Source organism: Klebsiella sp. PCX, assembly GCF_021869705.1.
GTDB classification, from domain to species: Bacteria; Pseudomonadota; Gammaproteobacteria; order Enterobacterales; family Enterobacteriaceae; genus Klebsiella; species Klebsiella quasipneumoniae.
The window spans coordinates 1,039,445-1,061,134 of the sequence record NZ_CP091527.1 but is presented as its reverse complement, the minus strand read 5'-3'; the positions used below and the strand labels follow the sequence as shown (position 1 = coordinate 1,061,134).

General features: G+C 51.5%; 15 protein-coding genes, 1 tRNA gene and 1 pseudogene. 14 read left to right on the top strand and 3 right to left on the bottom strand.

Annotation, left to right across the window (positions count from 1 at the left end; genetic code table 11):
• Positions 1-16 precede the first annotated feature (16 nt).
• Positions 17-886, bottom strand: coding sequence for a DMT family transporter (locus tag GQR96_RS04900; RefSeq protein ID WP_065903473.1), 870 nt, complete (start codon positions 884-886; stop codon positions 17-19).
• A gap of 412 nt (positions 887-1,298) precedes the next feature.
• On the opposite strand from GQR96_RS04900, the gene GQR96_RS04895 reads away from it, so the two are divergent.
• The gene (locus GQR96_RS04895) at positions 1,299-1,865 is read left to right on the top strand and encodes an NlpC/P60 family protein (protein ID WP_004222859.1); all 567 of its coding nucleotides are present in this window, start codon (positions 1,299-1,301) and stop codon (positions 1,863-1,865) included.
• A 44-nt stretch (positions 1,866-1,909) separates the two neighbouring features.
• Here GQR96_RS04895 and phoE read toward each other — a convergent pair whose 3' ends face one another.
• Positions 1,910-2,962, bottom strand: coding sequence for a phosphoporin PhoE (phoE, locus tag GQR96_RS04890; protein WP_004204700.1), 1,053 nt, complete (start codon positions 2,960-2,962; stop codon positions 1,910-1,912).
• Between the two features lie 288 nt (positions 2,963-3,250).
• Between phoE and proB the strand changes: the two genes are divergently transcribed.
• The 6 genes and pseudogenes from proB (at position 3,251) to GQR96_RS04860 (ending at position 10,948) form a co-directional block, all read left to right on the top strand.
• Positions 3,251-4,354: a glutamate 5-kinase gene (gene proB, locus GQR96_RS04885; protein WP_004204699.1), complete on the top strand. Its 1,104-nt coding sequence runs from the start codon at positions 3,251-3,253 to the stop codon at positions 4,352-4,354.
• 10 nt (positions 4,355-4,364) lie between these two features.
• Entirely contained in the window at positions 4,365-5,618 is a 1,254-nt protein-coding gene (gene proA / locus GQR96_RS04880; RefSeq protein ID WP_004147253.1) for a glutamate-5-semialdehyde dehydrogenase, read from the top strand.
• 113 nt (positions 5,619-5,731) lie between these two features.
• Positions 5,732-5,807 (top strand) — tRNA-Thr (locus tag GQR96_RS04875).
• A gap of 177 nt (positions 5,808-5,984) precedes the next feature.
• Positions 5,985-7,080, top strand: a pseudogene (locus GQR96_RS04870) (tyrosine-type recombinase/integrase).
• 66 nt (positions 7,081-7,146) lie between these two features.
• Positions 7,147-9,279: an ATP-dependent nuclease gene (locus tag GQR96_RS04865; RefSeq protein ID WP_065903471.1), complete on the top strand. Its 2,133-nt coding sequence runs from the start codon at positions 7,147-7,149 to the stop codon at positions 9,277-9,279.
• Entirely contained in the window at positions 9,272-10,948 is a 1,677-nt protein-coding gene (locus GQR96_RS04860; protein WP_065903469.1) for a UvrD-helicase domain-containing protein, read from the top strand. Before GQR96_RS04865 ends, GQR96_RS04860 begins: the two co-directional genes overlap by 8 nt.
• A 484-nt stretch (positions 10,949-11,432) precedes the next feature.
• On the opposite strand, the gene GQR96_RS04855 is transcribed toward GQR96_RS04860, so the two are convergent.
• On the bottom strand, positions 11,433-14,198 hold the full coding sequence (locus tag GQR96_RS04855; RefSeq protein ID WP_069734243.1) for a LuxR C-terminal-related transcriptional regulator: 2,766 nt from the start codon (positions 14,196-14,198) through the stop codon (positions 11,433-11,435).
• A 254-nt stretch (positions 14,199-14,452) separates the two neighbouring features.
• On the opposite strand from GQR96_RS04855, the gene GQR96_RS04850 reads away from it, so the two are divergent.
• The 7 genes from GQR96_RS04850 (at position 14,453) to GQR96_RS04820 (ending at position 21,671) form a co-directional block, all read left to right on the top strand.
• Positions 14,453-15,412: a thiamine pyrophosphate-dependent dehydrogenase E1 component subunit alpha gene (locus tag GQR96_RS04850; RefSeq protein ID WP_017901009.1), complete on the top strand. Its 960-nt coding sequence runs from the start codon at positions 14,453-14,455 to the stop codon at positions 15,410-15,412.
• 11 nt (positions 15,413-15,423) lie between these two features.
• Positions 15,424-16,443, top strand: coding sequence for an alpha-ketoacid dehydrogenase subunit beta (locus GQR96_RS04845; protein ID WP_065903465.1), 1,020 nt, complete (start codon positions 15,424-15,426; stop codon positions 16,441-16,443).
• Between the two features lie 3 nt (positions 16,444-16,446).
• Positions 16,447-17,982 (top strand): 2-oxo acid dehydrogenase subunit E2, encoded by a 1,536-nt coding sequence (locus tag GQR96_RS04840; RefSeq protein ID WP_065903463.1) that lies wholly within the window; start codon positions 16,447-16,449, stop codon positions 17,980-17,982.
• The gene (gene lpdA, locus GQR96_RS04835) at positions 17,972-19,369 is read left to right on the top strand and encodes a dihydrolipoyl dehydrogenase (protein WP_065903460.1); all 1,398 of its coding nucleotides are present in this window, start codon (positions 17,972-17,974) and stop codon (positions 19,367-19,369) included. The genes GQR96_RS04840 and lpdA overlap by 11 nt, the downstream gene beginning before the upstream one ends.
• 182 nt (positions 19,370-19,551) lie before the next feature.
• Entirely contained in the window at positions 19,552-19,803 is a 252-nt protein-coding gene (locus tag GQR96_RS04830; RefSeq protein ID WP_023288528.1) for a zinc ribbon domain-containing protein, read from the top strand.
• Positions 19,804-20,313: 510 nt separating this feature from the next.
• Complete coding sequence (locus tag GQR96_RS04825; RefSeq protein WP_002889868.1) at positions 20,314-21,105, top strand: class I fructose-bisphosphate aldolase; 792 nt, start codon at positions 20,314-20,316, stop codon at positions 21,103-21,105.
• A gap of 14 nt (positions 21,106-21,119) precedes the next feature.
• Positions 21,120-21,671 carry a glycerol-3-phosphate responsive antiterminator gene (locus GQR96_RS04820; protein ID WP_002889866.1) on the top strand — a complete coding sequence of 184 codons (552 nt, stop codon included), beginning with the start codon at positions 21,120-21,122 and terminating at the stop codon, positions 21,669-21,671.
• Positions 21,672-21,690: the final 19 nt, after the last annotated feature.

The window sequence follows — 21,690 nt, the reverse complement described above, 5'->3', positions numbered from 1 at the left end:
AGCGCCCGGCTCGTCGTCAGCCAGCGCGGACCTTGCCGGTGCGGAACACCAATACGATCCCGCCGACGATCGCCACCATACCGACCATCGCCGCCGCCGGCAGCCGGTTGCCCAGCAGCAGATAATCCAGCAGCGCCGTGATCGCCGGCACCAGATAAAAGAGGCTGGTGACATTGACGATATTTCCCGCGCTCAGCAGACGATACAGCAGCAGCTGGGCGACCACCGAAATCAGCAGCCCGAGAAACAGCACCGGAATAATCAACCCGACGTTAACGGTAAACCGGAAGCCGCTGACCGGGGCGAGCAACAGGCACAGCCCCAGACTCACGGCGTACTGCAGCGGCAGGACATCCGCCGGCGACTGACGGCTGCGCTTTTGCCACAGCGCGCCAAAAGTCATCAGCAGCAAAGCCGCCAGCGCAAACAGGATCCCCGCCATCGCCATTGGCGACGCCGCCAGGCTGCGCCATACCAGCAGCACCAGCCCCGCCAGGGCAAGCAGCAGCCCCAGCAGCCGCCGCCCCTGCAGGCGGCGCTCCACCACGCAAAGCGTGAGGATGGGCTGGATCCCCATCATGGTGGCGATAAGTCCCGGCGTCACGCCGTTGGCCATCGCCTCGAAGTAACAGACCGAATAGCCGCCAATCAGCATCAGGCCGGTGGCCGCGGTCTGCAAGCGGGTGCCCGGCGCGGGCAGCCAGCGCCGACGGAGGATGGCCAGCGGCGCCAGCGCGACCAGGGCAATCAGAAAACGAAAGACCAGCAGCGCCACCGGCGAGGCGTTGTCCAGTCCCCAGCGGGTGAAAATGGCCGCACTGCCCCACAGCAGCACAAAAATGGCCGTTGTCGCCTGCGAGGCGAGCAGAGAATAGCGAACGTGCATAGCATGCTCCAGAACGTCAAACACAAGGTATCAAGCGTCATACCGGCAGGTAAGCGCCTGCTAAAGACGGCGCTAAGCGCCGAAAACAACCCGGTCTGGAGGGGGAGGCGGTGGGCAGAGCGTGGCGAAGCAATGATGAGGCGCAGACGTCATCCACCCCGCGTCGAAAGCGGCGCCGGGTAAAGTCTCGGTGGCGATGGCGTTATGCGTCATGGAATGCCTCGTGAGATGTTGATGACAGAATCCTGGCACAGACTGTTGCGAAGTGACAACTGCCCTTTATGGCTGATCCATCCCATCGTTGTTTATTTTTAATCGTAAATAAACGTAAAGGCGGCCTCGGCTTATTCAGCCGTTCTTTTTAATCGGCTATAAAACAAAGCAGTCTGCTTGCTACTTCGAAAATAACGATATGAAGCCAAAACTGACGCATGCTCTCTTTTTAATTCCTTTTTTGTTGTTGGCAGGATGCTCCTCCTCACCGAAACAGGCAAAGAACACAAAATCTCATGCGGATATGACCATTGACGGCGGATCGGACGATCTGATCCCGGTGGTGGCGGCCCTGCATGATCAGATGCACACCTGGCAGGGAACCCCCTATGAATGGGGCGGTACTGAACAAAGCGGCGTCGACTGCTCGGGTTTCGTCTGGCGCACGTTGAAGGATCGCTTTAACCTGCCGATGGAGCGGATCACCACCCGCGAGCTGCTGCACATGGGCGTGCGGGTCAATAAGCGCGATTTACGTCCCGGCGATCTGGTTTTCTTCCGCACCCGGGCCGGGATGCACGTTGGCTTTTACGATACCGATCATAATTTCCTTCACGCCTCGAGCAGCCAGGGCGTGATGCGTTCTTCGCTGGACAACCCTTACTGGGAATCCGCGTTCTATCAGGCGCGTCGTCTGCCGAAGGAGTATAACGCGCAGATCACCATGAACAGCGACACCCTGCATCTGGCGAAGAACCGCCGCTAAAAAAAAGCCGCAGCCTGGGCTGCGGCGGGTGGTTCTGAAGTTGATCAGAACTGGTAGGTCATGCCCAGCGCGACGATGTCGTCATCGTTGATGCCGAGTTTGTTATCGCTTTTCAGCTGGTTGATTTTGTAATCCACGAAGGCGTTCATGTTTTTGTTGAAGTAGTAGGTCAGGCCCACGTCAATGTAGTTAACCAGATCTTCACTCCCCACCCCTTCGATATCCTTCCCTTTCGACAGCACATAGCCGAGGGACGGACGCAGACCGAAGTCGAACTGATACTGGGCCACCGCTTCAAAGTTCTGCGCTTTGTTGGCAAAACCGCCGCTGATCGGGGTCATTTTGCGGGTTTCAGAGTACATGGTCGCCAGGTAGATATTGTTGGCGTCATATTTCAGGCCGGTCGCCCAGGCTTCCGCTTTCGAACCCTGGCCGCGGGCCAGCAAGTTCTGATCGTTGGTACGGTCGGAGCTAGTGTAGGCTGCGCTGACGGCGAAGTCGCTGCCGCCGAAATCATAGCTTAACGAGGTGCCGACGCCGTCGCCGTTCTGTTTCTTCGCTTCACGGCCTTCGTTTTTACCCTGGTACTGCAGGGTCAGATCCAGGCCATCCACCAGACCGAAGAAGTCGGTGTTGCGGTAGGTCGCCAGGCCGCTGGCGCGCTTGGTCATAAAGTTATCGGTCTGAGCGGATGAGTCGCCGCCGAATTCCGGGAACATATCGGTCCAGGCTTCCACGTCGTACAGGGCGCCAAGGTTACGGCCGTAGTCGAAAGAACCGTAGTTCTTCAGCTTCACCCCAGCGAACGCCAGACGAGTCTTCTGGCTGGAGTCGCTCTCGGTTTTGTTACCCGAGAATTCAGATTCCCAACGGCCATAGCCGGTCAGGTCTTCGTTAATCTGCGTTTCGCCTTTAATACCGAAACGCACGTAAGTCTGATCGCCATCTTTGCTGTCATAGTCGCTGAAATAGTGCATGGCTTTGATCTTGCCGTACACATCCAGCTTGTTCGCGTTCTTATTATAAACTTCCGCTGCCTGCGTCGCTGTTGAAGCCACAAACCCCATCATCATTAATGCCAGAGTACTCTTTTTCATTATTCAGTCCTGGTGATTTATTTATACGCGCTATTCAATTGCGGGCTCTCGCCCATCAAAAACAGGAGTTTTTTAACGCCGGCATATTAAATATTTATGACAATGTGGAACTTTTTATAAAAAAGAGTATTTAAATGTATCTGACATATTTTTGTCACATATCCTCTCCAGAATGCCCGATCCCGCGCAATAAAATGGCGCGCCCGCCGCCCCGGGTGTTGGCAAGCGGGCCGACTCCTGCTACAACATCAGCTCGATATCGATATTCCTTTTGAACGGCAGAGAATCATGAGTGAAAGCCAGACGCTGGTGGTAAAACTGGGCACCAGTGTTTTAACAGGCGGGTCCCGTCGCCTGAACCGCGCCCATATCGTCGAGCTCGTGCGCCAGTGCGCACAGCTGCACGCCATGGGACACCGTATTGTCATCGTGACCTCCGGGGCCATTGCCGCCGGGCGCGAGCACCTTGGTTACCCGGAACTGCCCGCCACCATCGCCTCCAAGCAGCTGCTGGCGGCGGTGGGACAAAGCCGTCTTATCCAGCTGTGGGAACAGCTGTTTTCTATCTATGGCATTCACGTTGGCCAGATGCTGCTGACCCGCGCCGACATGGAAGACAGAGAACGGTTCCTCAACGCCCGCGACACCCTGCGCGCCCTGCTGGATAACAGCATCGTCCCGGTCATTAACGAAAACGACGCCGTCGCCACCGCGGAAATCAAAGTGGGCGATAACGACAATCTCTCCGCGCTGGCCGCGATCCTCGCCGGGGCGGATAAGCTGCTGCTGTTAACCGACCAGCCTGGCCTGTTCACCGCCGACCCGCGCAGCAACCCGCAGGCGGAGCTGATTAAAGACGTCTACGGCATCGACGACGCGCTGCGCGCCATCGCCGGCGACAGCGTCTCCGGACTCGGCACCGGCGGCATGGGCACCAAGCTGCAGGCCGCGGACGTCGCCTGCCGCGCGGGGATTGATACCATCATCGCCGCCGGCAACCGCCCGGACGTCATCGGCCACGCGATGGCAGGCCTGCCGGTAGGCACCTGCTTCCACGCCCAGGAGTCTCCGCTGGAGAACCGTAAGCGCTGGATCTTCGGCGCGCCGCCGGCCGGTGAACTGACCGTCGATGCGGGCGCGACCCAGGCGATCCTCGAACGAGGCAGCTCGCTGTTGCCAAAAGGCATCAAAATCGTCAGCGGCAACTTCTCCCGCGGCGAAGTGATCCGCATCCGCAATAGCGAAGGACGCGACATCGCTCACGGCGTCAGCCGCTACAACAGCGATGCGCTGCGCCTTATCGCCGGCCAGCACTCGCAGCAAATCGATGCCATTCTGGGCTACGAATACGGCCCGGTGGCCGTCCACCGCGATGATATGATCATCCGTTAAGGAGCTGAAAATGCTGGAACAAATGGGCATTGCCGCCAAAGCGGCCTCCTGGCAGCTGGCGTTACTCTCCAGCCGGGAAAAGAACCAGGTGCTGGAAAAGATCGCCGATTATCTGGAAGCGCAGACCGACGATATTCTGCGCGCTAACGCGGAAGATTTAGCGGAAGCTCGCGCCAATGGTCTGAGCGAAGCGATGCTTGATCGCCTCGCGCTGACCCCGGCGCGCCTGAGCGGTATCGCCAGCGATGTGCGCCAGGTGTGCAATCTGGCCGACCCGGTCGGCCAGGTGATCGACGGCGGGCTGCTGGACAGCGGTCTGCGTATTGAGCGTCGCCGCGTCCCGCTAGGGGTGATCGGCGTGATTTATGAAGCGCGTCCCAACGTGACGGTCGACGTCGCCTCCCTGTGCCTGAAAACCGGCAACGCGGCGATCCTGCGCGGCGGGAAAGAGACCTGGCGCACCAACGCCGCCACGGTGAAGGTGATCCAGCAGGCGCTGCAGGAGTGCGGCCTGCCGGCCGCCGCGGTACAGGCCATTGAGAGCCCGGATCGCGCACTGGTGGGCGAAATGCTGAAGATGGATAAATACATCGATATGCTGATCCCCCGCGGCGGCGCGGGCCTGCACAAGCTGTGCCGCGAGCAATCCACGATCCCGGTGATCACCGGCGGGATTGGCGTATGCCATATCTTCGTTGATGAAACCGCCGAGATCGCCCCCGCGCTGAAGATCATCGTCAACGCCAAGACCCAGCGGCCGAGCACCTGCAATACCGTGGAAACGCTGCTGGTGCACCGCAACATCGCCGACACCTTCCTGCCGGCGTTAAGCAAGCAGATGGCCGAAAGCGGCGTCACCCTGCACGCCGCCCCTTCCGCCCTCCCCGCGCTGCAAAACGGCCCTGCGAAGGTCGAGCCGGTGAAAGCGGAGCAGTATGACGACGAATATCTGTCGCTGGATCTGAACGTCAAAGTGGTGGCTGATATGGATGAGGCTATCGCCCATATCCGCGAACATGGCACCCAGCACTCCGACGCCATCCTGACCCGCACCCTGCGTAACGCCAACCGCTTTATCAATGAAGTGGACTCTTCCGCGGTATATGTGAACGCCTCCACGCGCTTCACCGACGGCGGCCAGTTCGGCCTCGGCGCGGAGGTGGCGGTCAGCACTCAGAAGCTGCACGCCCGCGGCCCGATGGGACTGGAAGCGTTAACCACCTATAAGTGGATTGGTTTCGGCGACGATACCATTCGTGCGTAAATGAGAACGGGCGATGCAAAAATAGGCAGTTGATTCCACTGACTATTGACGCATCGCCCGCTAAGTTCTAACCTTTTGCCTCGTGATTCACGCTCGTGAACACCTCTTGCAGGGCCGATATAGCTCAGTTGGTAGAGCAGCGCATTCGTAATGCGAAGGTCGTAGGTTCGACTCCTATTATCGGCACCATTTCAACTTCCCCCAACGTCCGTATTTATCCGTAACTACCCTGATTTGTAACGATTTTACTGTTCTTCAGTCCATCGCTACCCTTAATTTTCAAGTAAATCATATACTTAATGTATTTAGGATTGTGTATATGTCCTTGTTCGGTCCTGGATTCCTATACACACGCCTTTCAATGATATGCAGATTCACTGCACTAAGCCCAAAGATAAACCCTATACGCTTGGGGATGGGCAAAGCTTGTCATTGCTTATAGAACCTAATGGAAGCAAAAGCTGGCGGTTCCTCTATCGCTATGTCGGTAAGCCCAAAATGATCTCGCCTGGTGTGTATCCGACAATCAACCTTGCCGATGCTCGCTCTCATCACGACGATACCCGAAAGCTGGTCGCGGAAGGAAAGAACCCGAATGAGGTTCGAAAAGAGCAAAAGCTGGCTCTGCAAAGAGATTTAGAGAACGCTTTCGAAAAGATAGCCAGAGAGTGGCATCAACTTAAATCTGCTAAATGGTCGGCAGGATATGCATCAGACATCATAGAAGCGTTTTAAAAACAACACTTTCCCTTATGTTGGAACAAGGAAAGTGGGAAAGATAAAACCGCTGGAGCTGCTTAACGTACTGCGTAAAATTGAGAAACGTGGTGCGTTGGAGAAAATGCGGAAAGTGCGTCAGCGTTGTTCTGAAGTGTTTCGCTACGCAATTGTAACGGGTAGAGCGGAGTACAATCCTGCGGCAGATCTTTCCAGCGCTCTCGAAGTACACCAATCCAATCATTTCCCCTTCCTAAAAGCTGATTAGATACCCGAATTTCTGCGTGCCTTAGACAGTTACAAAGGCAGTCGGCTTGTCCATATTGCTAAGAAATTACTGATGATCACGGGTGTGAGAACCATCGAATGACGTGCTGCATTATGGCAAGAATTTGATCTGGATTACGCAATTTAGGAAATTCCTACTGAAAGGATGAAAATGCGCAGGTCACATCTTGTGCCATTGTCGACTCAAGCGTTAAATTTACTCCATGAACTCAAAGTCATGACAGGGAACTATCGTTATGTTTTTCCAGGGCGGAACGATCCGAACAAACCTATGAGTGAAGCTAGTGTTAATCAATTAATCAAGCGAATTGGCTATGTTGGGAGAGTGACTGATCATGGCTTTCGGCATACTTTTTCTACTATCCTTCACGATCATGATCTTGATACTGCTTGGATTGAGCTTCAGTTGACCCATGTTGACAAAAATCCAATCAGAGGTACTTATAACCATGCTTAATATCTCATTGGTAGAAAAAAATGATGCAATGGTATTCTGATTTTATATTTAAGGGATGAAAAACATATGTTTATCAAGACCCTCTCGGTAAGAAATTTTAGAAATTTTAAGGCAGCGTCTCTTTTCTTCAAAAAAGAATGCGTCAATACAATTGTAGGTGAAAATTCATCGGGGAAAACAAATGTCTTTGAGGCGATGAGACTTATACTTGACGATACCTTGCCATATTATAAGCGATATCTTGTAGAAAATGACTTTCATCGAGGGCTAGGGACAGCGTTTGGTCATTGGGTTATAATTAGTTTGGAGTTTGATGAAATAGGTGGGGATGAAGAGTCAGAGTTACTATGTCAATTAAATACCACCGTTAATGGTGGTGGAACAGGGCGAATAACTTATATTTACAGACCGCAACTTTACATCAGAGAACAACTTTTCAATTTAAATGATATTGAAGATGTTGATGCGCGTAGAAGCGCATATAATATACTGAAAGAACAATATTCTATTGATAAGACCACGTATGAATCCTTAGTGTTATGTCAAGGCACAGCAGATTTTAGCGATGATGGATTATACTCTCATGTGGTTGGTGATTTTAATGATTATTTATTCCCTGACCCAAAGTTAGAGCGGATTGATTTAATTGGTAATAGACAACGTGGGTATAATATTCAGGATAATATCAGTTGTACTTATGCTCGTGCTTTGAGAGATGTGGTAAGTGAACTTAAGAATAATCGATTCAACCCATTCCAAAAGCTTTTAGAATATGTTTCTAAAGGAATTGATAATGATGACGCATTGAGCGAAAACATCAAAAACGTGAATAACAGAATATCATCGATTGAAGAGGTTAAGAGGCTTTCTGAGGGCATATTATTATCAATAACCAATGCTGTTGGTACCACTTACTCGCCGGTTTTGAATGTTACATCTGAATTGCCCTGTGAGCTAAAAGAGTTGGTAAAGGTTCTTCAACTCAAGGCTGGCGACTCTCTTTGTGAAGGATATGTATCAGAGCTATCAGAGATGAGTCTCGGGGGTGCTAATTTAATATATTTAGCTTTGAAATTGTATGAGTACGAAGAAGGTATCAGTAAAAACCTCTTAGCTAATTTTTTAATAATTGAAGAGCCTGAGGCTCATATTCATACGCACATACAAAAATCTTTATTTAGCAATCTGAAAAATAATAAAACGCAAGTTTTTATATCTACTCATTCAACTCATATATCATCAGTATCAAATATATCCACTACAAATGTGCTTGTAAAAAATGGTCTTGAAACAATTTCTTGCTCTCCATCTAACGGATTGGAAAAAGAGAGAATTAATCGCATTGAGAGATTCCTTGATGCCATAAGAACAGATATTCTCTTTGCCAAGAATGTTATCCTAATTGAAGGTGATGCTGAAGAAATATTAATACCTCATCTCGTTAAAAATAGTTTCGGTATTACACTTGATGAACTTGGCATATCCTTGATATCTGTGCGGGGTACTGGGTTTGAATTACTATCATCTTTATTTCACTCAGACCGAATTAAAAAGAAATGTGCAATTTTGACCGATGATGACATAAATTTGTATGGAGATAATAAGCCTGATTATTTATCTCAAGATGATTATAATAAAGCTGTGAACTCAGCAGAGTCTGGTGTCGCTCGTAAAGTAATTCTGGATGAAATAGTTAGAAATAACGCTTTTATTCGTGCCTATTTTTCTAAGTATACTTTCGAAATTGATTTAGTGCTATCAGGCGCCGTAAGATACTTTGATGCGATAGCCGCTGAATCATTTGAGAAAAGAGCATATTACACACCATACCAAGAAGCATTCCAATCCTCTGATAGACAAAAAATAGGCTGCTACGCTTTAAAGTTAGCTAATAAGCATAAAAAAGGTTGGTTTGCAATGATGCTTGTTGACAAGCTTGATGCAGATTTTCCTATCCCTAAGGCACTCTGTCAGTCGTTAGGGTTCACTGGTGATTTTAATAAATTCACTCTAGCAAAGATGGTTCGATATCGTAGTGAGGTTATTAAGAATAGAGATGGGTCTGATTTATTAAATAATATATTGGGACAGGATGATTTAGCATTTATTATAGATAACATAGATACTGCTTTGGACATATTTAAAACACATTACCCTAACGATCCTTTAACTTCTTTGCTTGAGGTTCATCATGGATAATCAAAAGAGACAATTAATTAATATTAAAGACAATCTATTGGTCAGCGCCTGCCCTGGGGCTGGTAAAACAAAACTATTGATTGGTATGTTAGAGGACAATTTATATCGAAACGAAGGTTTTCGTTGGCATATTGTGTTAACTCACACTAACGCAGCAGCTGATGAGATCTCTAGCAGGATAGATAATCTAAGTATAGAGATAGATAGAGTTTGGTGCGGGACTATTCATTCTTTCCTTTTAGAGTGGGTTGTTAAAAAGTATGCTGGAGCTATATCAAGATTAAAAGATGGATTTTCTTTACTTTCAGAATATAAACAAAGAAAAATAATCCAGAGCATAGAAAGTGATAAAAAACTAGGAGTAAGAATACGTTATAATTGTGATGAGCAAGGTAACGCATTTGTGGAACCTTATTGCCATTCGTTAGATGATAAGCACAAAGAGTTACTTGTAATTCAGGAGTATAATACCTTCAAGAAAAATAATAGACTGATTGATTTTGATGATATTATTAAGCTTGGCGTAGAATTTCTTGAAAACAATCAAAACATATGTGAGCATCTTTCCAAGTTAATTGGTAATATTTATTTAGATGAATCACAAGATACAAGTCTGATTCAGCTTAAAGCATTGTCATATATAACCAGATATAATCGCGCCTCAGTATTTATTGTTGGTGACAATGACCAAGCCATTTATCAAGATCTTGGCGTTTCTATAAAGGATAAAGATATAATTAAATCTGTACTGCAATTATCTGAACTAAAGCATGAAGCTTTGTCTGGATGCTATCGATCTTCTGAATTACTGGTGAAATATTACAAGAAATATTCTTCTTCGCGAAATGATGTTACTTCTCTGCGTGAATTTGAGGGGAAACCTCCAATAATCAAAGATATTTCTCAAGATGAATTGCCACAAAGAGTGTTTAATTTAATAAATCAATACCAAACAAAATATAATAGCGTTTCCGGGATTGCTATTATAGGGCCTGATAAGTACTATCTTATGGCGCTAATAAATGCTTTATATGACCTTTCAGAAAACTTCGTTTATGATTTTCAATCAACAAACCCCCTATATTGTGCTAGGAATACTGTATTTTACGAGTTGATAAGTTTGGTTCTTTTGGATGTAAATGTTATTAACTACCAAAGAAGAAGTTCTCTTGCAAGGAAAGTTGTTGATTCTGTTCCTGAATTGAGTCATTTGACGCCATTACAACTTAAGCGTGATTTAAAGGAGTTTCAGTCAGTAAAAAATAATTTTATATTGTGGTTGAGGGAGTTATATGATTTTTTAGAAATGAAGTATCAAAAATCCATTAAACTTGAGACAGATTACAAAATATGTAATGCAGCGGCTTCTGTGGCAAAAATCAGGGCTGGCATGGGCGCAATTAGTAAGATGATTAATAAAGACAAAAATGTTGTCTCTGTATCTACTATACATGGTTCGAAGGGTGAGGAATATGATTATGTAATCTCTATTGGGTATCATGATCAGGTGGTGCCTCATCAATCATCTTTTGAAAAAGGAAATGAATATGCTCGCGATATTGCTAATAGATTAATGTACGTGGCTTTTTCTAGAGCTAAGGATTATATGAATATATTTATAGATGATCGAAGAAAAGTTAGTCCTTTCTTTATTAGAGAACCTGACTAAACATATTAGAACAAGACTCTTGGGTTGTAAAAATGCCAGCAGGTACAAAAAGGAATTTATTACATTTTTACCCCAAATGGCGCGCTCGTAGCCCCGCCACGCCACGTCTGCCCGCTTTATGGAGTGGTTTTGATGCAGTTGCATGATAGGCTCTCAACCGGGCCTTATCTGGCCTGGGAAGTAAAAATGCAAGTGCATAAAGTCATGCGATTTCATGCAGTATATACATGCACTCAGGCTACAGACATCAAAAACCCGGCACTGGCCGGGCTTAAGTGAGCTTTTCTGTTCAGGTCAGAATGTAAGTATCCCGCATAATCTTGCCATTAATATTTAGAAATCATCCGGCATAATCAATCTGCCAACGAAGGAGATCGCTATGCATAAAGCCCGTCTATCCATGGCTCATAGCACCGTAACGTAAGCGGCTATAAGCAATGACGTCTGAATAATATTTTGCGCCCAGCCCCCCCTGTTCAAACCATTAATCCAGTAGTTTCATCTCCAGCGCCCGGCTCATCGCTTGAGTGCGGCTATTCACTTTAAGCTTCGCGTAGATGTTTTTGATATGCCATTTGACCGTCTCGGCAGAAATAGCGAGGGAGCGAGCGATTTCTTTGTTCATCTGACCTTCAGCGATCAGTTGTAATATCTGAAACTCTCGCTCGCTGAGCTCCCCAGGAATATCGGGGCTTCCACTATTAAACGGTGTTCTGTCTGCAGGCGCGCGCTTGTCTGCCCAGGGTCCCTGCACTCCCCTTTCCTCTGTCCAAGCCGAAGAGGAATCGTTCATACCGATAAGCAAAGGTTGCAAGGTATCGCCAGCGTCAAGAAAGAGGCCCGTGAGATGCTGTTGTTCAGCCAGCTGCACGACTGGCTGAAATGTCGTGCGCGCAGCGGCAGTTTTGCCGCTGTGCCACAAGGCTAATGACCAGAGCGTACGCAGACGCGCTGCGGTTAACCCGTCCCCCCGGCTTTCCTGATCGGAGACCATCTCAGCCAGGAGAATACAGGCTTGCGGCGCCTGCCCTCTGGCGAGAAGAAGGCGACAGTGGCTAAGGGATGCATACAGAGCGATAGCGCGTTGACAGGGATGTTCGGCATCCATTCTGAAGCTGGCGGCCATTTGTTCAAGTTGTCGCTGCAGTTGCTCTGCGCCTGTGAAATTGCCGCTCTGCAGTCGCACCCTCACCTGCTCGGCTAACATCATGGCCTGGAGCCGTTGCCAGCCGCGAGACACCGCAAGGCGCTGCGCATGCTCCAGCAATCGCTCGGCCTCATACGGCATATCGCCGTCCAGGGCCTGACGCGCGAGATAGGTATAGCAACGACTCAGCGCGTCGGGTGGACTGAATCGGTCGATGAATTCGAGCCGGTCGGCTAACAGATGATCGGGCGAGTCCCCCCTCTGACATTCATAGGCTATCTCCGCCAGCAGCGGCGCCAGCGTCGCGCCACTGGTCGACTGGGTACCGGTATAACATTCAGCCTGGCGCAACGTTTTCTCTGCATACCACCCGGCTTTTCCCAGATCGCCCTGACAAAGATGGCACTGGGCAATGATAAACGCGCGATAAACCGAGACAAACAGATTATCTAAAGGACTTTCCGGAGAGGGCATATGCTGTTGAACCTCCAGCGCGTCGTGATAGCGCTGGTTAACAACATGGCAATAGCTGAGAATATTGCATATCAGACCATCAACCCAGGTGTCACCGCAGGGCACTTCGGCCAGCAACGGCTGAACAATAGCCAGACTCTCCGGGATGTTTTCCGCAAAGGCTTCGCAAATCGCCCGCACAACGCGCAATTTACACCAGGTGCTGCGAGTTAAATCCTCACGATGATGAAGTACCATCTGATCGAGGTTATCAAGCAGCTGCCTCGACTCATCAAAGTGGAAATAATGCGCCAGTGCCCAGGCCAGGTTAATTTGCAGGTCAATGCGCGAAGGATCGGTGCTGGGCGGTAAATGATGCATCCATGAGATCAGGGTATCGATATCCCCTTCTTCCGCCAGTGACTGAGCGCTTGCGCCATCCTGTACGGGGCTATGCACCGGCTTGCCTGCGCTGAGCGCATGGCGTACCGCCTCAGACCACAGCTTCTGTTCGACGAACCAATGACTGGCTAATTCATGTAGCTGTTTGCGATCAATAGCGTTGTTCTGCTGCAGCATAGTCCGAAGATTTTCCTGTAACAGAGGATGGTAGCGAAACCAGTAGCCCTGTTCGTCAAGGGCTGACAAAAAAAGGTTGTGTCGCTCAATCCATGCCAGCATCGCTTTACTATCATCACGTCCAGTCACTGCATTGCATAGTTCGGCATTTAACCGGCTGAGGAAGGACGTTTTTACCAGGAAATCGAGAACCTCTTCCGGTAGCGGGTCCAGTACCACCTCTTTCAGATAGCGGGCAATGGACCGTGTTCCTCCATGCATATTGCGCAACAGATGCTCGGGATCATGCTGTAATTCTGCCGACAATGAAGCGATCTTCATCCCTGCAATCCAGCCCTCTGTCACGGACCGTAGCCGCTGTGCATGGTGGTTGCTGAGGGGTAGCGCAACCGTGCGGCTAAAATAGTGTTTTGTTTCTTCGAGCGTGAATTGCAGGTCTCGATCATAGATCTCCACCAGTTGGTCCTGGGCCTGCAGCTGGCTCAGCGCAAGATTCGGGTGAAAACGGCTGCCAATGATCAGATGCAAGGCGGCAGGCGCATGCTTGATTAAATACCCCAGCGCTTCATAGACCCCACGATCGTTAATCACGTGGAAGTCGTCGATAATCAGGTACACGTCATGCGGGCAGTAGTGTAGCTGGTTAATGAGCCCGGCCAGCAGTTGCTCGGAGCTGGAGAGCTTCTGTTCTTCCATGTCACGCCAGAAATCGGCGTCCCAGTCAGCATAGAGTGGACGCAATGCTTGCAGCAGATAAGGAATAAACTGCCATACGTCATCATCATCCTCATCGAGGCTCAGCCAGGCGATACGTTCACCCTGGGCGACCATCTGCTGATGCCATTGCGCCAACAGCGTGGTTTTGCCAAATCCAGCGCCGGCGCAAACGACGCCCAGCCGGCACTGCTGAACGGGACTGAGAAGCTGAAGCAGCCGGGGGCGCTCCAGCAATTGTATCGAGGAGCGAGGCGGGACGAATTTGGTCAGGATTAGCGGCAAGCCTCGCGTCAGCCGCAATGGCCCGGAGACCAGTGAGGGTGATTGGCGACTTTCTAAATCCGATGGCTTCATCCGTGGTTATCTACTCGCTTTGTTTTTTTTCAATTGTACGCCAGCCCCCGGGATGACATGGGACAGCCAAACTTTATTACTACACAAAATTTAGAAAGTTTGACCTCAAGCATGAAAACCCCCACCTACCCCCCCATGAAGGTGGCTTCGCACTCCCTTTAACCGCTCGTAGATTCATTGCATGGGTGTGGCCAGGGTTATCCGCCCTGTCTGTTGGCCCCGCCTGGGTGACCTTTATTGAGGAGAATTAAACGATGCTCAGCAAACAGGCGTTATTGCAGGCTTACCGCAAGATGCGGGAGATCAGGACCTTTGAAGAGCGGTTGCATCAGGAAAATACCAGCGGTGATATTCCGGGCTTCATTCACCTTTACACCGGCGAGGAAGCCATCGCGGTGGGGGTCTGCGAAAATTTAACGAGCGCAGATTTCATTGGTTCAACACACCGTGGACATGGCCACTGTATTGCTAAAGGTTGTGACATTCACGGCATGATGGCCGAAATATTCGGTAAGGACAGCGGGTTATGTCGCGGTAAGGGCGGGTCGATGCACATTGCCGATCTGTCGAAAGGAATGCTGGGGGCGAACGCTATCGTTGGGGGAGCCCCTCCCCTGGCCATCGGCGCCGCGCTAACGGCAAAGACGCTAAAAACCGGCAACGTCGGTGTCTCTTTTACGGGCGATGGTGGTTCTAATCAGGGCCTGGTCTTTGAAGCCATCAATATGGCCGTCGTGCTCCAGCTTCCAGCCGTCTTTATTTTCGAGAATAACGGTTACGGCGAAGGGACCGGCCACGACTACGCCGTGGGCGGGCGTGATATCGCCCGACGCGCCGCTGGCTTCGGCCTGCCGGCAGTGACCGTTGATGGCACCGATTTCTTTGCCGTTTATGAGGCAACCTCAGAGGCGGTCAAGCGTGCGCGAGAAGGCGGTGGCCCAAGCGTCATTGAGGCCAAAGCCTTCCGCTGGCATGGTCATTTTGAGGGCGATCCCGCGCTATACCGCGCGGAAGGTGAAGTGCAACGCCTGCGTGAACAACATGATCCGCTGAAGATTTTCACCGCTAAGGTCAAGCAGCATATCACCCAGGAAGAACTGACGGCGATTGACGAGGAAGTAGAAGGCCTGGTCAACGATGCCGTATTGAAGGCCCGCGCCGCTGCCTATCCGGCTCCGGAAGACCTGCTGACAGACGTTTATGTCTCATACTGAGGGTGATAACCATGACAATAAAAACCTATCGTGAAGCGGTCAAGGAAGCCCTGGCCCAGGAAATGGAACGCGATGAACGCGTGGTGCTGATCGGTGAAGACTTACGTGGCGGTCATGGCGGAAATGCGCCCGAAGAGGCGAAGATAGAAGCCTTTGGCGGTGTGCTTGGGGTCACTAAAGGGCTGTGGACGCAGTTCGGCTCCGATCGGGTGATCGACACGCCCATTACCGAGTCGGCCATTATCGGTATGGCGGCCGGCGCCGCAGCGACGGGTCTGCGGCCGGTCGCGGAATTGATGTTCATGGATTTTTTTGGCGTGAGTCACGATGCGCTGTACAACCAGGCGGCTAAGTTCCGCTACATGTTTGGTGGCAAAGCCAGGGCCCCGCTGGTGATGCGAGGTATGATCGGCGCGGGGTTTTCCGCCGCGGCCCAGCATTCACAGTCACCCTATAATATCTTTGCCACCACCCCAGGGCTGAAGGTGGTGGTGCCCTCGACGCCTTATGACGTCAAGGGTCTGTTAATCCAGTCCATTCGCGACGACGACCCGGTGGTATTCTGCGAGCATAAAATGCTGTACGACCTCAAGGGCGAGGTACCGGACGAGAGCTATACCATCCCGCTAGGTGTAGCCAACTATACCCGCGAAGGAGAGGACGTCACCATCATTGCGCTGTCGGCAATGGTGCATAAAGCCAACCAGGTGGCGGACAAGCTGGCCAAAGAGGGGATCTCGGTCGAGGTGGTCGACCCGCGAACCATTTCGCCGCTGGATGAGGAAGGTATTCTGGAATCGGTGGCTTCCACAGGGCGGGTCGTGATTGTCGACGAATCCGCGGCACGCTTCGGTTTTGCTCATGATGTCGCGGCGCTGATTGCGTCCCAGGCATTCCATTTCCTCAAAGCGTCCGTTGTGCTGGTGACGCCGCCACACACGCCGGTCCCGTTCTCCCCTGCTCTCGAAAAACTCTGGATCCCTGGCGTAGAACGTATCGAAGCCGCCGTCCGTCAAGTGCTGGAGGATTAACCTATGAGCGAAATCAAGACGCTTGAAATGCCAAAGTGGGGGCTTTCCATGGAGGAAGGCTTGCTCGCTCGGTGGGCAATCCAGGAGGGTGACAGCTTCACCCCAGGGCAGGAAATCTGTGAGATTGAAACCAGTAAAATCGTTAATGTGCTGGAGGCACCCTTTGCTGGTACGTTACGTCGGATAATCGCCCGCGAGGGTGAGACGCTTCAGGTAGGCGCCGTGCTGGCCCTGGCGGCTGACGCGTCGGTCAGCGATGCTGAACTGGACAAATTTGCTGCCAGCCTGGCTTCGGCGAAACCCGCAGCCCCTGGCCCGGAGTGTGCCGCGCCGGGCGTAGCGGCACAGGCAGGCGCTAAGCCAGCTTCCGTTGTTTCCCCGCCATCCAACAGCCCCGAGCCCCCTGTTGGGCAGACCGATATCCCCGTCAGTCTGCAAGGCGTGACCGATGTGACTCAGGTTAATGCCACGCCCCATGCGTTAAGACTGTCTGCCCGCTGGGGTGTCGACCTGAAAAAAGTCCGCGGCAGCGGGCGCGGGGAGCGTATCTCTGTTTCTGATCTGGAAAGCGCGATCGTGGCCGCCGGCGGTCGTCTGGCCTCTCCGACGCCCCCCATTCGTCGCAGCAAAGCGCCCCGCTCGCATGCCGATGATAGCCAGGTATCGGCCACCCCGCTGGCGCGCCGTCTGGCCGGCAAACTGGGTATCAACTTACATGACTGCCGAAGCAGCGGTTCACGCGGTCGGGTGAGTCGCGATGATGTGCTGGCCGCAGCGTTGTTACTCGACGAGCAACCGCAGACTAGCCCAGTGCAGGAGAGTGCCCCGGCACCCTTTGAGAGCATCCCGATGTCCGGTATGCGGCGGGCTATCGCTTCTCGCCTGCAAACGTCCAAGCAACAGTCTCCCCATTTCCGTTTGAACGTCGATCTCGATCTGGAACGACTGTTAGCGTTACGTCAGGACATTAACCGCGAAGTACCCGGCGCCAAGATTTCGGTTAATGACCTGCTGGTGAAGGCCTGCGCCCTGGCTCTAGTGGCCGTGCCTGACGTCAACATCCAGTTTGATGAAGCGACACAAAGTATCCGCCGCTTTGCGGATGCCGACATTTCGGTGGCCGTTGCGCTGCCTGCCGGGCTAATTACCCCTATTGTTCGCTCGGCGAACCGGAAATCGATTAGCGACATATCGAACGAAATTCACTCGCTGGTGACCAGAGCCAAAGCGGGCACGCTGAAGCCGGAAGAGTTCCAGGGCGGGACCTTTAGCGTGTCAAATCTGGGAATGCTCGGCGTCCGGCAGTTTGACGCCATCATCAATCCACCGCAAAGCGCAATCCTCGCCATTGGCGCCGGCGAGCTCCGGGCGGTAGTACGCGACGGGCAAATCGTCGCGCGCCAGCAAATGACGGTATCGCTATCCTGCGATCACCGGGTCATCGATGGCGCGGCAGGTGCGGCTTTTCTCCGGGAACTCAAGCGACTGATTGAAACCCCGACCTTGATGTTTATCCAGGAGACGAGCTATGCACGATAAATACGATGTGCTGATCATCGGCGGTGGTCCTGGGGGATACGTTGCCGCCATCCGTGCCGGTCAGCTAGGGCTTCGTACCGCATTAGTGGAAAAACAGCATCTGGGCGGCATCTGCCTGAACTGGGGATGCATTCCAACCAAGGCGCTGCTGCATGGCGCTGAGGTTGCGCACACTATCACCCATGCCAGTCAGCTGGGCATCAGCGTGGGCGAGGTGAACGTCGATCTGCAAAAACTGGTGCAATTTAGCCGTACCGTATCGCAACAGCTCACCGCAGGGGTTGCGTACCTGTTGAAGAAAAATGGCGTGCAGGTCATTGATGGCACCGCGCGGCTGCGCGGCAAGGGGCAAATAACGGTCGAGGATGGCCGAGGGGAGGCGCGCGATTACCGGGCCGATCACGTGATCCTGGCAACCGGCGCCCGACCACGCGCATTACCAGGCATCACGCCAGATGGCGAATATATCTGGACCTATTTCGAGGCGCTGCGGCCTAAGCGATTGCCCAAGTCGCTCTTAATCATCGGTTCAGGGGCGATTGGCGTCGAGTTCGCCAGCCTTTATAACGATCTGGGCTGTAAAGTAACGCTGGTCGAGCTAGCTTCGCAGATTTTGCCAGTGGAAGATGTCGAGGTGTCTGCAGCAGTGCGTAAGTCATTCGAAAAACGCGGTATTCAGGTCCATACCCAGACCCTGGTGACGCAAGTACAGCTCACCGATACCGGGGTGCGCTGCACACTGAAAAACACCGGCGGCGAATATTCCCAGGATGTCGAACGTGTGCTGCTGGCGGTCGGCGTACAGCCGAATATTGAAGATCTGGGGCTGGAAACGCTGGGCGTTGAGTTAGACCGCGGTTTTATCAAGACGGACGCGGCTTGTCGCACTAACGTATTCGGGCTTTATGCCATCGGCGATGTAGCCGGCCCGCCGTGTCTGGCGCACAAGGCCAGCCACGAAGGCGTGATCTGCGTTGAGACACTGGCCGGTGTCGAAGGCGCCCATCCGCTTGATCGCGACTATGTGCCCGGTTGCACTTATGCCCGGCCTCAGGTTGCCAGTCTGGGCCTGACGGAATCGACGGCTCTGGCCAGGGGACGGCCCGTCAGGATCGGTAAGTTCTCTTATCAGAGCAATGGTAAGGCGCTGGCCAGCGGCGAGACAGAGGGTTTTGTGAAGACGATTTTCGATGCTGAAACCGGCGAGTTGCTGGGCGCGCATATGGTTGGCGCACAGGTCACGGAACAGATCCAGGGCTTTGGCATCGCCCGTCACCTGGAGGCCACAGATGAAAGTCTCCTGTCGATGATCTTTGCGCATCCGACACTTTCCGAAGCGATGCATGAATCCATACTCGCGGCCTGCGATCAACCGTTGCATCAATAAAAAATAAGGGAGGCGATAGCTGTGCGATACGGAGTAAGTTCCCGTTATCCCTCCCGCACTCCCCCTCCCCGACAGAAGATCCCCAACAACGGTTACGGCAGGATCTATTGATCTGAAACGCTAAGCGCCATGCGTAAATTCTGTATGTTTAGTAGACAACCAAACGACAGGAGGAGCGATCTATGACACAGCACGAAAGGTTTTGCCAGGCCTGCGGAATGCCGATGTCCGCACCTGATGCGCAAGGGGCCAGCGATAAATATTGCGCGTATTGCAGCGACAGCGACGGTAATCTGAAATCCTGGGAAGAGGCCGTATCCGGTCTGGCGGCTTTTCTCGACTCCTGGCAAAAGGTGGGCGTAGCGGAATCACGGAAACGGGCAAAACGTTATCTGACGGCGATGCCTGCCTGGGCGCACAAAGCGGACGAGTAATTTGCCCGGGCGGCAGGATGAAATCAGTAAGGACAGATCGCCATGCCGACAACATTGCTATAGCGTTTTTGTACGCCATCCGGACAGGAATAAATGCGCGTTGTAGATGACGACCTGCAGGCATAGGCATGCATGGATGCGATCTTCATGCGGATGAAATAAACGCCTGGCGTTCTCACCCTTGACCGGATGCGTTATTGCCTGGTTTTTAAAGGTTCTGTTTCTGTATTTAACCCGGCACTTCTCATGGAATACAACATATTGATGTGATGAATCTCTCATTTCAACGATACCAACTGGACAATAAGTTATCGCGTGTGTTAGTTATTTAATCACGCAAGAGAACAGATTTAATTTAAACAAGTTAAACCTTTCTCACTTTGCTAAAAAATTGCATTGATAATGCTTTGGAATCCCGAACCATTATCAAAAGGGTATGTGAACAGAAAGCCCTCAGAGACGCGAGTCTCTGAGGGCTTTTTTTTGTTTTTTTATCTCAGGAGTAAATAAATGTCTAAAGAACGTCGTCTCTCAAGAATATTCGCAAAAGATGGTAAATCCGTGACCTTAGCGCTGGATGGCTACTATTTTTCCACGAAAACAAATGGTATTGATAATACGATAAATCAGCTCCCTGCTCTGGTGGAACACGGCCTGGATTGTGCGCTCGTCACGTACGGCATGTTGAAGAATTATCGGGAAGCATTAAACAGCGTTCCCGTTGTCTTACGCGTCGACAGCACGGTCAGTATCTTTGACAATACCGTTCCCGATACTACCCCCGTTTTTTCCGTCGAAGATGCGCTTAAAGTCGCTGCCGAGGGCGTGGTCTGCATGACCTTCCCCGGCGCCTTCAATGAAGAAAAAACCCACATTATGGCGATGCAACTCGCGCAGGCAGCGGATCGCTGGAACGTACCGCTGATTGTCGAATCGCTCCCGTATGGTTATCCCGTCACCAGCGATGATTCTAACAATCCGGCCATCATCGCTGCATCGGCCCGCGCAGCGGTGGAGCTGGGCGCGGACGTCATCAAAACGCGTTTTACCGGTTCACCAGAGGACCGACTGATCGTTGAAGCTGCCGGCGTGCCGGTGCTTGCCTTAGGAGGGCCAAAAACCGGCATCGACGGTTACTTCAAATTTGTTCAGCACTGTATGCAGATGGGTGCGAAAGGCGTGGCTGTGGGACGAAACATTACCCAGGATCCGCAGCCGGCGAAAGTGGTAGCAGGCCTGAATGCCATCATCCATGAAAACGCAACAGCGGAAGATGCATACAGCCTCTACATGGCTAAATAACATCGGAAATTAATATGATTTCGAATAACACCATCATCCCTTCCATCAGGAAGTATAAATACTTTGAAAAAGCATTATCCTGCCAGTCAGAATATGTGCTGCTATCCGAAGCGAATATCGGCAATCTGCAGTCGCTGATTGGCAAATGCCATCAAAGCGGTAAGAAGGTCCTCGTTCACCTTGAATTACTGGGCGGCTTCAAACCGGATCAGGCGGGGATCAATCTGCTGAAAAATTATTACAAGGTTGATGGTGTTATTTCTTCCAATCTCTCCGCGCTACGCTACGCCAAAAAGGAGGGATTGCTGACCGTATATCGGGTTTTACTTATCGATTCGCGATCGCTTGATCAGTCGCTCGATATTGTTAAACACAGTCCACCGGACGCAATTGAAATCTTACCTGCTGAATATGCCTGCCAGTGTCTGGAGTTGATTAGCCGAAATTTGAAAGGCTTTGATGTGGTATTCATCGCCGGAGGCTTTGTTAAGCGCAAATACCTTGTAGATAAAATATTCCATGCCGGATTTAAAGGGATAACCACCAGCGAGCCCGGCTTATGGTAACCAATAAGGAGTCCACGCG